This window comes from Ochrobactrum sp. C6C9 (assembly GCF_022627935.1).
Taxonomy (GTDB): Bacteria; Pseudomonadota; Alphaproteobacteria; order Rhizobiales; family Rhizobiaceae; genus Brucella; species Brucella teleogrylli.
This window is the reverse complement of the sequence record NZ_JABXGB010000055.1, coordinates 1-14,374: the sequence shown is the minus strand read 5'-3', so window position 1 is coordinate 14,374 and position 14,374 is coordinate 1. Positions and strand designations below refer to the sequence as shown.

Sequence of the window (14,374 nt, the reverse complement as noted above, 5' to 3'; positions counted from 1 at the left end):
ATGTAGAAATTCACGGTCCAGGTGCAGGCGATGCCTTCAAGAAAGGCTGCCCGAAACTGATTGAAAAGTTCAACGCGGCCATCAAGGCGATCCGCGCCAACGGAAAGTACAAGGAAATCAACGATAAGTACTTTGAGTTTGACGCCTACGGCGCCGAAAACTAAGTTGCTTTGAAGAAGTTTGCGCCGGTTTGTGTCACACAAACCGGCGCACATCATTTATGGCAGACCATTCGGTAGAAGCGCTCGAAACAGAGACCGCCGGATTTGGTATCCGCCCAGAAAAAAGAAAAAAGGCGATGGAACATTACGCCACTTTATTGAGTTTCGGCCCCGAAGGTTGGTCGAGGAGCATCGCCTGGGGGCTATTGGTCACTGTCACTCTGGCAATCGCCACTCTGCCCGTTGGCCTCGTTCTCGGATTTCTGGTTGCTTTGGGGAAGCAATCGAGCGAACCATCGATCCGACTGGCCTCGAATATCTACACGACCATTTTCCGCGGCCTTCCAGAACTGCTGACCCTGTTTCTGGTGTATTTCGGCGCTTCGCTCGGCCTACAGAAACTGCTGGCGCTCTTCGGCATCAATGCGAATGTCGAGATCAACGCCTTTGCCGCCGGTATGGTGGCGCTCGGTTTCGTCTTCTCGTCCTATTCGAGTGAAGTCTTCCTGTCCGCTTTCCGTGCCATTCCGCGTGGCCAATATGAAGGCGGTTACGCTGTCGGCCTGTCGCACTGGCAAACCATGCGCAAGGTCATCCTGCCGCAATTGATCCGCATCGCCCTGCCCGGCCTTGCCAATCTGTGGCTGGTGCTGCTGAAGGACACGTCGCTGGTGTCCGTGATCACATTGTCCGACATCATGCGTCAGACATCCATCGCAGCGCGCGTGACCAAGGAGCCGTTTCTGTTCTTCGGCGTCGCCTGCCTGCTCTATCTCGCTCTCGCGATCATCTCGTCCTATTTCATCAACCGCATTGCCCAATGGGCTGATGCGGGCAGCAATCGTTCGCGGGGTGCATGATCATGAGCGAAGCCGTCACTCAAACCAGTGCTGCCGTCATGGCGCCGCCGCCCGTCGTCCGCGAATGGACCCGCGCTCGCATTGCAGGCCACATCTTCGTCGGCATATGGGCTTTGCTCTTCGCTGGGCTCGCCATCTATCTCTACAATGTCTGGCGCATCGATCTCTTCGAAACTTATGGACCGCGCTACTGGTCCGGCCTGCTGATCACCCTGAAACTGGTCGTGGTGTCGATCCTTGTCGGCGCTGCATTGTCGATCCCGATCGCAGCCGCACGCATGTCGAACAATCGCTGGCTGAAAGCCATCGCCTTCGGCTATGTGTATTTCTTCCGCGGCACGCCGCTTCTGGCGCAAACCTTCCTGATCTATTACGGCTTCGGCACTTTCCGGCCTTTCCTAGAAAGCATCGGTCTGTGGGTGTTTTTCCGTGATGCATGGAATTGCGCCATTCTGGCCTTCTCGCTCAATACGGCTGCCTATCAGGCTGAAATCCTGCGCGGCGCGATCCAGAGCGTTGCCATGGGCCAGTGGGAAGGTGCCGCGGCGCTGGGCATTTCCAAGCGCGTGACGTTCTGGAAGGTCATTCTTCCACAGGCGCTGATCGTTGCGCTGCGTCCATACGGCAATGAAATCATCCTGATGATCAAGGGCTCGGCCATTGTGGCCATCATTACGGTTCTCGACCTGATGGGTGAAACGCGCCGCGCCTATTCCCGCACTTTCGATTTCCAGACCTATCTCTGGGCAGCCGTGATCTATCTGCTGATCGTCGAAGCGCTGCGCCACATCTGGGATTATCTCGAACGGAAGCTGACACGGCATCTTGTTCGTTGATTTACCAGATAGACCTTAAATTTAGCCCTCGGCAGCCTTGCAGCTTCCGGGGGCTATCTGTTTAATCAACAATATGTCTTCGCTGCCACGCAGCGCACAGACAATTTCTCAAGCATAGCAATGGGCAATATCATGCTGAAAATCTGGGGTCGCACCAATTCCACCAATGTCAAGAAAGCGCTCTGGATCGCGCAGGAGCTTGGCCTTGATTACGAACAGATCGACGTGGGCGGCCAGTTTGGCGGCCTGGACGACCCGGCCTTCCTCGCGCGCAATCCCAATGGCCTCATTCCGCTTGTCGAAGACGGAGAAACGGTGCTCTGGGAATCGAATGTCATCACGCGTTATCTGGCTGCAACCTATGGCAAAAACAGCCTGTGGATCGAAAACCCGGCCAAGCGGGCGCAAGCGGAAAAATGGATGGATTGGGCGTCCAACACGCTCTACAGCGATTTCAGCAATGTGATGAAGCATATGATCCGCCTGCCGGAAGACAAGCGCGATCCGGCAATCCTGCAACGCGGTCTCGACGGCCTTGCCCGTTCCATGAAGATTGCCAATGACGGTCTCGGCCAAGCGCCGTGGTTCTCCGGAGACGCGTTTGGCATCGGCGACATTCCGATTGGCTGCTATGCCTATGCATGGTTCGAGTTCCCCATCGAACGCCCCTCGCTTCCGCAGCTCGAAAGCTGGTATGAGCGCCTGAAAGAGCGCCCTGCCTACCGTTCGGCTGTGATGACACCCCTCACCTGATCAAACGGTCCACAAACTATCCAGAGGAATGAACGAATGACGACGACTGCAAAAGTAGCCTTTCTCGGGCTGGGCGTGATGGGCTATCCAATGGCAGGACACCTCAGGAACAAGGGTGGCCACGACGTTACGGTTTATAACCGTACGACGGCAAAAGCGGAAAAATGGGCGAAGGAATTCGGCGGCAGTTTCGCCGCCACGCCCGCAGAAGCCGTGCGCGATGCCGATTATGTATTCGCCTGCGTCGGCAATGATGACGATCTGCGTTCGGTAACAATCGGCCCGGACGGCGCTTTCTCGACAATGAAGAAAGACGCGATTTTCATCGACAACACGACTGCCTCTGCCGAAGTCGCACGCGAGCTTTCGGAAGAAGCGCAGAAGCTTGGCGTTCATTTCATCGATGCGCCGGTTTCCGGCGGTCAGGCTGGCGCGGAAAACGGCGTGTTGACCGTGATGGTCGGTTCCAGCGAGCCGGTTTTCGAGCGCGCCAAGCCAATCATCGACGCCTATGCCCGGTCTGTCGGTCTCATGGGTCCTGTCGGTTCGGGACAGTTGGCCAAGATGGTGAACCAGATTTGCATCGCCGGTCTCGTTCAGGGACTGGCCGAGGGCATTCATTTTGGCAAGAAGGCCGGTCTCGATATCGAAAAGCTCATCGCGGTGATTTCCAAGGGCGCTGCCGGTTCGTGGCAGATGGAAAACCGCTCCGCCACGATGAACCAGGGCAAATATGATTTCGGCTTTGCCGTCGACTGGATGCGGAAGGATTTGGGCATCTGCCTTGACGAAGCAGACCGCAATGGCGCGCTTCTGCCCGTCACTGCGCTTGTCGATCAATTCTACAAAGAAGTGCAGAAGATCGGCGGAAATCGCTGGGATACGTCTTCTCTGCTGGCGCGTCTGGAGCAGAAGTGAACATCAACTGAGTTCAGTTCAGGAGAAAAGCCCGGCATTCCCGCCGGGCTTTTTTATATTAGCCGCGTTCAATCAGAATTTGACCATCGCCGTGAGCGACAGCCCGCTGACAAAATCATCGTCGAGTACGCCCTCGGAACCCAGCAGACTGCGCTCACCGTCGGCAAGCGTCGTGTCAACCTTTCCTGAGACCAGCCAACCCGCAGCGCCCGCCAGACGAAACTCGACTTGGTCACTTGGCTTGTAACCGGCGCCAAGGCTGAACAACCAGAGGTCCGTCTGCGTGGTGAGGCCCGTGCTGGTGCCGCGATCCCAGGTCAAAGTCCCGTCGAGAGACCAGTGGTTGTCGAACGTGTGAGCAACACCACCCCTCAAAGTCCAGCCATCCTGATAATAGAGGTTCAGGCTGGTAACTCTGGTGCCGATAGGGAGAACCGCACTGTCAGCCGCAACAAAATCAACCGACGTCACGCTTGACCAGTCCATCCATTCTACCGAGCCAAAAGCCAGCCAACCGGGCGTTATACCCGTCTGAAATTTGAATTCGACGGATTGAGGTGTTGCAACGTCACTGCTCACATCAATCGGTTCGCCGCGCCCGGTGATTGGGTTCAAAATCAGATTATCAACAGTGCCTTCAAGGCCGTACTTGACCGCAGATTGATAAACGATGCTCGCACGGATCGCATATTCAGGAATTTCATAGGCAGCGCCAATTCGCCAGCCAAACGACTGGTCATCTGCATCCAGAGAAGCGGCGCGAAACGGGCTTCCGGGAATGCCGTCAGGATTGCGGGAAAAATGCGGGATCATTCTGGTCTGCTGGCCGCGCAGTTCCTGATAGCTGACGCCACCCAAAATACGGAAATAGCCCATCGCGCCCGCATCAAAACGATAGGCACAGTTCACACCGTAATCGTTCGACGTGATCTTCTGTTCGATCGAGGTGTAAGAGTGAACCGTTTCAATGCCCGCATCGGTGTCGATGCCCCAAGGCTGACGGTATTGCGCAGCACAGGCAATATCGCTGGTCAGATCGAACTTGGCCGAAATCTTCGGCACCCAAAGGCCCTTCGCCTCTTCGATACCTTTTTCGAACGGGCGGCCTGTCGCCGGGTTGATACCGCCATTCGTGTCGCTGGCGACCGAGCCACCGATTTTCGTCAATCGACGCTGGGGAGCCACATAAATCGCCGACGTATCGACCGCGTTTCCCTGTTCGAACAGAATATCGAAATCCTGCGAACTCGTCTCGAAAGCTCCGGCGTGAGCGACGACCGCTCTCCCAAACAGCACTGCCGCGATACAACTGATTTGAAAGCCGCGTCCGCCCATAAATCTCCCCCCAAGAAGCTGTGGCATTAACGAGGACGCAAACGTAAAACGGGAAGAAACGGAGCTGCAATATCCAACCAATAGCGAGTTAATTGTGCGGCCAAAGCGCCCCCCGAGCAAATTGGCTCAGCGACAGAGTTCCAACAAATCCCAAATCAAATTCCGCTAAAACCGCCGTTTTTGGCCTGTTTCCGCCTGCTGCGAATGCGCAATGGCGTGCTTGCGAAACCGAACCGCCGGTTCGATTACTTTAGACGCTTCTGGAATTAAAATTTCCCCGGACCGATCACGCAAAAAGCCCGGCAGCGGGAACTGCCGGGCTGATACATAAAGGGCCGGAACATTGTTAGGATGCTCCGGCCCTTGAGTTATATTTGATCCGATGGATCAGAACTTGACCTTCGCCGTCAGCGAGAGACCGCCGACGAAGTCGTTGCCGAATTCACCCTTGGAACCCAGCAGGTTCCGCGTGCCATTGACGACCGTGTCATCAACTTCACCCGAAGACAGCCAGCCAGCAGCACCGGCGAGACGAACTTCGAACTGGTCGTTCGGCTTGTAATTGGTGCCGAGACCGAACAGCCAGATATCGGTCTGCGATGTGAGACCCGTGCTGGTGCCGCGATCCCATGTCACCGTTCCTGCAACCGACCACTGGTCATTGAACTTGTGACCGACACCGCCGCTCACGGTCCAGCCGTCCTGATAATAAAGGTTCAGGCTGGTGACCTTAGTACCGCTCGGCAGAACCTTGCTGTCAGATGTGGCAAAATCGACCGATGTGAGCGACGACCAATCGGTCCACTTCACAGAACCAAATGCAAGCCAGTCGGGCGCGATGCCGGTCTGGAATTTGAACTCGAGCGACTGCGGCGTGGAAACTTCGCTGTCCACATTTAGGGACATGCCTCTTCCGGTGATCGGATTGAGAACCAGATTATCGACCGTACCTTCAAGGTCGTATTTGACCTTGGACTGGTAAACGACACTTGCCCGCACCGCATATTCTGGAATTTCATAAGCTGCACCGAGACGCCAGCCTACAGCCTGATCGTCAACATCCAGCGATCCGATACGGGTTGGGCCGGCGGGGATGTTATATGGGTTTCCTCGCGGCATACCCGGAATGGCTTTTGTCTGTTCGCCGCGGAGTTCCTGATAGCTCACACCACCGAGAATGCGGAAATAGCCCTTTTCACCCGCAGTAAAGCGGTAGGAGCAGTTGACGCCGTAGTCATGCGACGAAATTTTCTGTTCTATCGCCGTATAAGCACGGACCGTATCGATGCCGACATCGGTGCTGATACCCCAGGGCTGACGATATTGCGCCGCACAGGCCAGATCGCTCGTCAGGTCGAACTTGGCCGAAAACTTCGGCACCCAGTAGCTCTCCGCCTCGTCAACTTCCGTTTCGAAGGCTCGGCCCGTCAATGGATTGACGCCACCGCTCATCGTGCTGATTGCAGAACCACGAATATTCTTGAGCTTGCGTTGCGGGGCTACGAAAGTTCCCGACGCATCAACGGCGTTTCCCTGCTCAAACAGGATATCAAAATCCTGCGAGCTGCGTTCAAAACCACCTGCATGAGCGACAACCGCACTCCCAAGCAGTACCGCTGCAATTCCCCCAATTTTTAAGCCGCGTCCGCTCATTATGTCCTCCCAGATAGCAACCGGCATTAACGTTGACGCAAACGTAAAACAGGAAGGATTCGACCTGCAATATCCAATCATTCGCGGGCTATGAGCGGCTTCGAAGTCGCTTCTTTCAAAACGCTTAAAATACGGGGCGTTTCTCCATTTGGTGGAAACATTCCGACAAATGTAGACCAGAAATTCGCCCAAATTGCCCCTTTTTCGGCCATATTTCGGCCTTGTTGCGAAAGGGCAACATTTTCAAAAAACAATCGAAACGCCGGTTCGATGCGGTCCAAAGCCCCTTGAAACGCAACTTTTCCGCGACATACCGCACAAAAAACACCCGGCAGTTTTCGCTGCCGGGTGTTGATTCGTGAAAGTCTTACGTTGCGGAACGCGTCAAATCAACCTGCGTCACGGATACGTGACTCAGCTGTCGCAACCCGCTCCGCGGCTTCCTTCAGCTCGACCAAACGCTCGCGTTCGGCTTCAACGACCTCTTCCTTGGCATTGGCCACGAACTTCTCGTTCGACAACTTCTTCTCGATCCGGTCGATATCAGCGGCAATCTTGCCTGCTTCCTTGGCCAGACGTGCAGCTTCAGCCTTGAGATCGATCAGCTTGCCGAGCGGAATGCAGATCGTCGCTTCACCGAGCAGCATCTGCGCTGCCCCCTTCGGAGCCTGCGCTTCGAAGGTCACGCTTTCAACACGGGCCAGACGCTTGATCGCAGCGTCGTGACGTTCAAAACGTTCCGTCGACGTTGCGTTGGCGTCAAGAACGACGACTGGTGCCACAGCACCTGCCGGGACGTTCATTTCCGCGCGCACCGAGCGGATACCGGTGACGAGATCGACCAGCCAGTTGATATCGGCAGCCGCGTCTTCATCCGCGAAGGAAAGCTCCGGCCAGTCGGCCAGTGCCAGAACCGTATCGCGCTTCTTGCCTTCACCAGCCGTCAGCGTCCACAGTTCTTCCGTCATGAACGGCATGAACGGATGCAGCAACTTATAGATCTGATCCAGACAGTAAGCAGCCGTAGCCTGCGCTTCGGCCTTTGCCACTTCATCGTCGCCCATGAAGATCGGCTTGAGCAATTCCAGATACCAGTCGCAGAACTGGTTCCAGACAAAGCGATAGGCCGCACCAGCCGCTTCATTGAAACGGTAATTGGCAATGCCCTCGGTCACGGAACGCGTGGCCTTTGTCAGTTCGGTCAGAATCCAGCGATTGACCGCAAGCCTTGCGTTTTCCGGATGGAAATCCGCGTTGAGCTCAACGCCATTCATCTGCGCAAAACGCGTCGCATTCCAGAGCTTGGTGCCGAAATTGCGGTAGCCCGCGATACGCGCCGGATCGAGCTTAACGTCGCGGCCCTGCGCGGCCATGATGGCCAGCGTGAAACGCAGTGCATCGGCGCCATATTCGTCCATCAATTCCAGCGGGTCGATGACATTGCCCTTGGATTTCGACATCTTCGCGCCGTGCTTGTCACGAACGAGCGCGTGCAGATAGACCGTATGGAACGGGATTTCCTCCATGAAATGGAGGCCCATCATCATCATGCGGGCAACCCAGAAGAACAGAATGTCGAAGCCGGTCACCAGAACGCTGGTCGGGTAATAGGTCGCGAGTTCCGGCGTCTTGTCGGGCCAGCCCAGCGTCGAAAAAGGCCACAAGCCCGATGAGAACCAGGTGTCCAGAACGTCGGTGTCGCGTTCCAGAGCAACGTCTTCGCCATAATGCGCCTTCGCAGCCGCTTTGGCTTCGGCTTCGCTCTTTTCAACGAAACAGGCGCCATCCGGGCCATACCACGCCGGAATCTGGTGTCCCCACCATAGCTGACGCGAAACGCACCACGGCTGAATGTTCTCCATCCAGTCGAAATAGGTCTTTTCCCAGTTTTTAGGCACGATCTGGGTGCGACCGTCGCGAACAGCGGCCATGGCAGGCTTGGCCATTTCGGCTGCGTTCACATACCACTGGTCGGTCAGATAAGGCTCGATCGGCACGCCGCCGCGATCACCATGCGGAACGGCATGGGTGTGATCCTCAACCTTTTCCAAATAGCCGCGCTCGTCCATCAACTCAACGATACGCTTGCGCACCGCAAAGCGATCCTGTCCGTCCAGCTCGGCGATCAGCGCCTTCAGTTCCGGCGTGAGCTGCAGGCCTTCGAGGAAGTCGTTATTGTCTTTCAGCGTGACAGCCGCTGCCGGCGTCAGAATATTGATCGCGCGCAGATCATTGCGCTTGCCGACTTCGAAGTCGTTGAAATCATGCGCAGGCGTGATCTTGACCGCGCCGGAACCAGCTTCCGGATCAGCGTAATCATCAGCGACAATCGGAATATGACGGCCAACGAGCGGCAGAACGACATCATTGCCGACCAGAGCGTGATAGCGCTCATCCTTCGGATTGACCGCAACGCCGGTATCGCCCAGCATGGTTTCCGGACGGGTCGTCGCGACAACAATGTAAGTATGCGGATTTTCTGAATCGAACGGCACATTTTCCAGCGGATAGCGGAAGTGCCAGAGATGCCCTTTCGTCTCACGGGATTCGACTTCAATGTCGGAAATCGCCGTCAGCAGCTTCGGGTCCCAATTGACCAGTCGCTTGTCACGATAGATCAAGCCCTGCTTGTGAAGCGTGACGAAGACTTCCAGAACAGCGCGCGACAGGCCCTCATCCATGGTGAAGCGCTCGCGCGACCAGTCGCACGACGCGCCAAGCCGACGCAGCTGATTGGAGATCATGCCGCCGGATTCTGATTTCCACTGCCAGATACGCTCGATGAACTTCTCGCGGCCCATGACATGGCGGTTCGGCTCCTGCCTCTCGGCCAGCTGACGCTCGACAACCATCTGGGTGGCGATACCGGCATGATCCATGCCCGGCTGCCACAGCACGTTCTTGCCGCGCATGCGCTCAAAACGAACCAGAATGTCCTGAATCGTGTTGTTGAGCGCGTGGCCCATATGCAGCGATCCGGTGACATTCGGCGGAGGAATGACCACGGCAAAAGGATCGGCTCCTGGCTTCGCTCCTGCTCCCGCTTTAAATGCCCCAGCTTCTTCCCAGCGTTCGGCAATTTTCGGCTCTATGGCCGCGGCGTCATAAGTCTTCTCAAGCATGGAATTATCCGGTCTTTTTGCGCAATGAAAGGATTGAGCGCTCAATAACAACAAACGGGTGATAAATCACTTTAAAAGTGAAAACCCGCCTGCGAGACAGACGGGCTTTTGAACTCAAAGGCCGTTTTAGACAGGCAACACGTCGATTATCGGTCGCCGCGCACCACCCGTTCGATTTCTTCACGAACAAGCCGCTCCACAAGGGTGGGCAGATTGTTGTCCAGCCAATCCTGCAACATCGGACGAAGAATCTCTGCAGCGATATCATCAAACGAACGACGCGGTTCCGACCGCACGACGTGGCTCAAATCCTGGAAGGCGGCGGCCACCTGACGTTCTGCCACTTGTGACAGAATATGGGAAGCCGTAGCCGCCTTTGCCAGTGGTTCGGGTGCGGTCGTAGCAGCGGTAGCAACCGGCGTTTCTGAAACTGGTTCCTCGACGGGCGCAGCGCTTGCCTCGACAGGCTCTTCAAGGTCAGGTTCAAGCAGTTCGTCGATGGCTTCGGCGATGCCATCTTCCAATGAGCGATCAAGCGCCTCTATCGAAACATCCTCTTTTGCAGCTTCCGGAGCAGTTGCGGCAGGCGCGTTCGGGGACAGTTCGGCGGCGCGCCGGTCATCGTTCTGGGCGTCGAGAACAATGTCCTCTTCTTCCTCTTCGATTTCCGGTTCCGGTGCGGGCGCGGCTTTGACCGGCGCATCAATCGAGCCGCGCAACACCGGCTCATCTTTTAGAATATCGCGCATCATGACCGGCTTTTCTGCCGCTCTGGATACCGGAGGTTCTGCAGCGGGCTGTTCCTGCGCAGGCACTGGGCGACGGAACTCTGCCACCTCGCCGCGCAACGGAAAATTCGCCGTGGTGGACACAGGGTGGCGGCTCACATCGCTGTCTTCAATAATGCGCCGGATGGAAGCGAGAATCTCTTCCATGGACGGTTCGCGTGATGCGCTGGATGTCTGTGCCATAGCTGTCCATCTTCCCTATTTCAGAATAGAGCAATGCGCGCGTGTGAGCGACGCAAGGTTCTCCTTCTCTGTTTGGAGCAGCCGTTCCGGCGCGGAAAACCGTTCCGCAGCTTCGCAAGCCGCGTCCTGCAAAGGACAGAGAATCAATGAATTAAGGGTACCGGACGTTCGACGATTTGAGAATCCCCGCAAGAGAGCCAGCCAATTGAACCCACAGCTTTATCATTTTGTTAAGAATTGATCGCCGCCGCTCGCGAATCATCATCAAACAAAAACGGCGCCCGAAGGCGCCGTTTGATCTGAATTCTCGCTGATCAGCGACCGTCCGGCGTGCGCAGGCCGAACCACTTGTCCTTGACGGCCTCGTAATGTTCTTCCGGCTTATATTCAGCCACCTGAAGGCCCATCTGCTTCGAGGTCATGCGGCCGGTCGCGTTGAGAAGCGCATAGCTGGCGACAACCACATCATGCTCCGACTGGACCAGGCTGATTTCGGCAGCAGTCAAATCGTTCTGCGCGTTCAACACGTCGAGCGTGGTGCGCTGACCAACCTTGCGTTCTTCGACCACACCGTCCAGCGCGAGCTGGGCGGCGGCGATACCATCGCGATTTGCCTTGACCGAAGCGCGGGCAGCTTCTAGCTGCGACCATGCCGAACCAATGGCTTCACGAACCTGATCGCGCACAACGTCAACTTCGATGCGCGCCTGACCAAGCTGTTCCTTGGACTGGCGAATCTGCGCCGAGGTGCGGCCACCCGTATAAATTGGAATGGTCACGCCAATACCGACCGAAGCGGAATTGCCGTCACCCACCGTCGAACCGGCATAAGTATCGAGACGGCTGGCGCCAGCCGACAGACCAACGGTTGGCAGCATTGCGCCTTCCTTGGCCTTCACGTTGTAGCCAGCGGCATTCACCGCATATTGCGTTGCAAGAATGCCGGGATGGCCTGCCTGCGCGATTGCGAAAGCCTCGCTCGGCGACTTGGGCAGGTTCTTCGCTGCCGCAGCAGCAGACAGCTTGCCCGGCTGCGCACCAACGATACGGATATAGGTTGCTTCAGCCGACTTGATATTGGCGCGGGCACTATTCAGTTCGGCAACTGCTGTCGAACGGCTGGCTTCAGCCTGCGCAACGTCCGTGCGCGTGCCTTCACCAACATCCAGACGTGCGCGAGCTGCACGCACCTGTTCGTTCATCGCAGCCAGATTCTTCTCGCGAAGCACGGCGATCTGGCGATTCTGATAAACGTCCATATAGGCGACGACAGCGCTATAGAGCGTGTTCTGCTCGTCATTGCGCATATTTTCGCGCTGGGCAAAAACCTGCGTTTCTGCTGCGGCGACATTATTCTTGGTCTGGAAACCGTCGAACAGCATCTGGTTCAGCTGAATGCCGACCGTGCCACTGGTGCGGTAACCGCTCGTCGGCGAACGACTGCGGCTTGCATCATAAGTACCGGTAATCTGCGGGCGATAATTGGACTTGGCGATCGCCACGTTCTCGTCCTGAATGCGCACACCTGCGCGGGACGAGTTGAGCGTGGCGTTATTCTTATAAGCCTTGACCAGTGCACCAGGCAGGGTTTCAGATAAGGCGGACTGCCCCGATAAAACGGTGCCGGCCAACAATGCTGCCGCTGCGACCAGTCCTTTGTATGTTTTAAACACCGGGTACCTCATCTTAAGAACAGCCAATTTCAGTAAATCGAACCAATCAGTTCGGGCAACCTTAAATAACCTTTAAAATCGGTTATTTCCATCGCCCTGCCCAGAGCATGCACAAAGAAATTCCGCAGCGTTGCAGAATTGTACCAATCCCCGAAATTAAAATTCGAACTGTGGAATCCGCTCGAATCCCGGAAGTGGGCGCACCGCAGTGTTGAACGCAATGCGTCCCGATGCAACACCATTTTCTTTAACGTAAATCCGGGCAACCGAGGCATTTCCGCGGCCTTCGACGGCGACGAGGCGTCCGCCTTCCTTAAGCTGCTGGAACAAGGCGTCCGGAACGAAATCCACGCCGCCCTCGATCATGATCACATCGTAAGGTGCTTCCGAAGGATAGCCGGCATGCAGGTCGCCCGACACAATCACAACATTGTCATAGCCGAGTTCGGCAAGACGCGCGGTCGCAGCCGCAGAAAGTGCAGAATCACTCTCCAGTCCGATAACCGAACCGGCCAGATGCGACAGGATCGCCGAGGAATAACCAGTGCCACATCCGATATCCAGCACGACATCGTTCTTGTTCACGTCGGCGAGCTGAACGAGCTTGGCGAAAGGCGACGGCTCCATCAGATAGCGTGGTGCAGAACCTTCGGTCTCAAGCCGCTGGTCTTCGTCAATATAGGCAACAGCCTGACGCACAGTCGGTACGAAAGCTTCCCGCGGTACCGCCAGGAATGCATCGATAACCGCCAGATCGGTTACGTCCGTCGTACGGATCTGATTGTCGACCATCTTTGTGCGAAGATCCTGGAAATCGGCTGCCATAGCCCTCAACCCTTCATTATCGCCTAACGCGATGTTTCATATCACAAAGCACTCCGCAGCGTTGGTTCAAACCCCGCTGCGAGTGCACCATAAACGAGATTTGCCGTTGATGTGGCAAAAATCGCTGGTGCAGTCAATGAAACAGCTGCGAAACACCCGCATTTGCGGCACTTGAACTCACCATAACGAACCTTTTCAGCCCCACTTTCCTTGCGGAAAGAAAATGCCGGAAAGCGAGGCTTCCCGGCACCTACATCCTGTCTTGTCCCGGCGCAAGCGCTGGCAAAATCACATTATTGAGCGTTTGCAGCCGGATAACCCGCTGCGGCCAGCGCGGAAACCACGGCATCTCTGGACGCATCGCCGCCATACTCGACTTCCTTGGTTTCGAGATCGATTTCAATCGGCGCCGTAGCATCGAGCTTGCGCAGGGCGGCAGTCACGCTATCGGCACAGCCGCCACATTTCATCTTGGGAATAGTCAATTTCATCACGGGTAACGCTCCACACTTGTTATGCATACCTTATGCACCTTGCCATCGTGGTAAGGTCAAGCGTGAAAACGTCATCAGCGATCGGGGCTTATTTCACCTTTCTATTCCGTTGCCGGGATCAAAGAATTATGGGGCTTCACAGGCTTCCGGCACGCTTTTTTCAAGCTCCAGTTCCGATTTGCTCAGCGAGCCGGTCATGATTTCAATCGGCTTGAAGGGCGGCTCTTCCTGCATGGCGGGATTGGTAAGATGAATTGTGTAGCAGCCGCCGAAGACTTCCTTCTTGCCATCATTGCTCTCGGCTTCGATGGCCAGCGGCTGGCTCCAATAGATCTGGCCTGCACCCGGATCGGGCTCGGTCTTGCGCAAAGCGACCTTGACGCTTTTGGTGTTCTCGTAGCCCTTCACAAAGGTCTTGAAGTCGGGCTCCCGCCCCTCTTCCGAGTAATACCCATAAGCCCGCGTATATTCCTTGCGGTTGATCGCATTATAGTAAGATTCGATTAGCGCCTGCGGCGAAGACCGGTCGTCGCGATATTCCGGGACCGTAACGCCATTGGCGGCATCCTGCGTCTGTTCGGATGGCTTGGTCTCTTCCACGGGCGCCTTTGTTTCCGCAGCCTCTGGCTTCTTCTGCGCTGTCGGCTCGGCGTTTTCCTTCGCCGCAGGCTTCTGTGCTTCCTTCGCGGCAGGTTTCGGCGCTTCCTGCGCATAGGCCTGCGGGAGAGCAACAGACAAGCCGAGCGCGCTCGCGAGAACAGCCAGTCTCAGAG

Annotated in this window: 14 protein-coding genes; 5 read left to right on the top strand and 9 right to left on the bottom strand. The window is 56.2% G+C overall.

What is annotated here, in order from left to right; genetic code table 11:
- The 5 genes from HWD97_RS23220 to HWD97_RS23200 form a co-directional block, all read left to right on the top strand.
- Window positions 1-164, top strand: a 164-nt coding sequence (locus tag HWD97_RS23220) for a transporter substrate-binding domain-containing protein (protein WP_371835713.1), incomplete at its 5' end; no start/stop codon positions are given.
- A 134-nt stretch (window positions 165-298) separates the two neighbouring features.
- The gene (locus HWD97_RS23215; protein WP_109370241.1) at window positions 299-1,021 is read left to right on the top strand and encodes an ABC transporter permease; all 723 of its coding nucleotides are present in this window, start codon (window positions 299-301) and stop codon (window positions 1,019-1,021) included.
- Between the two features lie 2 nt (window positions 1,022-1,023).
- Window positions 1,024-1,857, top strand: a complete 834-nt coding sequence (locus HWD97_RS23210) for an ABC transporter permease (protein WP_109370242.1) — start codon at window positions 1,024-1,026, stop codon at window positions 1,855-1,857.
- Window positions 1,858-1,989: 132 nt separating this feature from the next.
- Window positions 1,990-2,610, top strand: coding sequence for a glutathione S-transferase family protein (locus HWD97_RS23205; RefSeq protein ID WP_109370243.1), 621 nt, complete (start codon window positions 1,990-1,992; stop codon window positions 2,608-2,610).
- Window positions 2,611-2,646: 36 nt separating this feature from the next.
- Window positions 2,647-3,528 carry an NAD(P)-dependent oxidoreductase gene (locus HWD97_RS23200; protein ID WP_109369120.1) on the top strand — a complete coding sequence of 294 codons (882 nt, stop codon included), beginning with the start codon at window positions 2,647-2,649 and terminating at the stop codon, window positions 3,526-3,528.
- A 72-nt stretch (window positions 3,529-3,600) separates the two neighbouring features.
- Here HWD97_RS23200 and HWD97_RS23195 read toward each other — a convergent pair whose 3' ends face one another.
- The 9 genes from HWD97_RS23195 to HWD97_RS23155 all read right to left on the bottom strand — a co-directional run bounded on the left by HWD97_RS23195 (window position 3,601) and on the right by HWD97_RS23155 (window position 14,339).
- On the bottom strand, window positions 3,601-4,863 hold the full coding sequence (locus HWD97_RS23195; protein WP_121536228.1) for an OmpP1/FadL family transporter: 1,263 nt from the start codon (window positions 4,861-4,863) through the stop codon (window positions 3,601-3,603).
- Window positions 4,864-5,250: 387 nt separating this feature from the next.
- Window positions 5,251-6,243 (bottom strand): OmpP1/FadL family transporter, encoded by a 993-nt coding sequence (locus HWD97_RS23190; protein WP_235858883.1) that lies wholly within the window; start codon window positions 6,241-6,243, stop codon window positions 5,251-5,253.
- 350 nt (window positions 6,244-6,593) lie between these two features.
- The gene (locus HWD97_RS23185; protein ID WP_109369123.1) at window positions 6,594-6,797 is read right to left on the bottom strand and encodes a hypothetical protein; all 204 of its coding nucleotides are present in this window, start codon (window positions 6,795-6,797) and stop codon (window positions 6,594-6,596) included.
- A 108-nt stretch (window positions 6,798-6,905) separates the two neighbouring features.
- On the bottom strand, window positions 6,906-9,638 hold the full coding sequence (locus HWD97_RS23180) for a valine--tRNA ligase (RefSeq protein ID WP_109369124.1): 2,733 nt from the start codon (window positions 9,636-9,638) through the stop codon (window positions 6,906-6,908).
- A 146-nt stretch (window positions 9,639-9,784) separates the two neighbouring features.
- Complete coding sequence (locus HWD97_RS23175) at window positions 9,785-10,609, bottom strand: PopZ family protein (protein ID WP_109369126.1); 825 nt, start codon at window positions 10,607-10,609, stop codon at window positions 9,785-9,787.
- Between the two features lie 314 nt (window positions 10,610-10,923).
- The gene (locus tag HWD97_RS23170) at window positions 10,924-12,294 is read right to left on the bottom strand and encodes a TolC family outer membrane protein (RefSeq protein ID WP_109369127.1); all 1,371 of its coding nucleotides are present in this window, start codon (window positions 12,292-12,294) and stop codon (window positions 10,924-10,926) included.
- A 144-nt stretch (window positions 12,295-12,438) separates the two neighbouring features.
- A complete protein-coding gene (locus tag HWD97_RS23165; RefSeq protein ID WP_109369128.1) occupies window positions 12,439-13,107 on the bottom strand; it encodes a protein-L-isoaspartate O-methyltransferase in 669 nt (222 codons plus the stop codon).
- A gap of 293 nt (window positions 13,108-13,400) precedes the next feature.
- A complete protein-coding gene (locus tag HWD97_RS23160) occupies window positions 13,401-13,601 on the bottom strand; it encodes a heavy-metal-associated domain-containing protein (RefSeq protein WP_109369129.1) in 201 nt (66 codons plus the stop codon).
- 126 nt (window positions 13,602-13,727) lie between these two features.
- The gene (locus HWD97_RS23155; protein WP_371835712.1) at window positions 13,728-14,339 is read right to left on the bottom strand and encodes a hypothetical protein; all 612 of its coding nucleotides are present in this window, start codon (window positions 14,337-14,339) and stop codon (window positions 13,728-13,730) included.
- Window positions 14,340-14,374: the final 35 nt, after the last annotated feature.

Excerpts from the sequence above, each read along its gene's own strand:
- HWD97_RS23205 (WP_109370243.1), top strand. The coding sequence starts at position 1,990 with ATGCTGAAAATCTGGGGTCGCACCAATTCCACCAATGTCAAGAAAGCG.
- HWD97_RS23165 (WP_109369128.1), bottom strand. The coding sequence starts at position 13,107 with ATGGCAGCCGATTTCCAGGATCTTCGCACAAAGATGGTCGACAATCAG.
- HWD97_RS23170 (WP_109369127.1), bottom strand. The coding sequence starts at position 12,294 with ATGAGGTACCCGGTGTTTAAAACATACAAAGGACTGGTCGCAGCGGCA.
- HWD97_RS23175 (WP_109369126.1), bottom strand. The coding sequence starts at position 10,609 with ATGGCACAGACATCCAGCGCATCACGCGAACCGTCCATGGAAGAGATT.
- HWD97_RS23180 (WP_109369124.1), bottom strand. The coding sequence starts at position 9,638 with ATGCTTGAGAAGACTTATGACGCCGCGGCCATAGAGCCGAAAATTGCC.
- HWD97_RS23215 (WP_109370241.1), top strand. The coding sequence starts at position 299 with ATGGAACATTACGCCACTTTATTGAGTTTCGGCCCCGAAGGTTGGTCG.
- HWD97_RS23200 (WP_109369120.1), top strand. The coding sequence starts at position 2,647 with ATGACGACGACTGCAAAAGTAGCCTTTCTCGGGCTGGGCGTGATGGGC.
- HWD97_RS23210 (WP_109370242.1), top strand. The coding sequence starts at position 1,024 with ATGAGCGAAGCCGTCACTCAAACCAGTGCTGCCGTCATGGCGCCGCCG.
- HWD97_RS23195 (WP_121536228.1), bottom strand. The coding sequence starts at position 4,863 with ATGGGCGGACGCGGCTTTCAAATCAGTTGTATCGCGGCAGTGCTGTTT.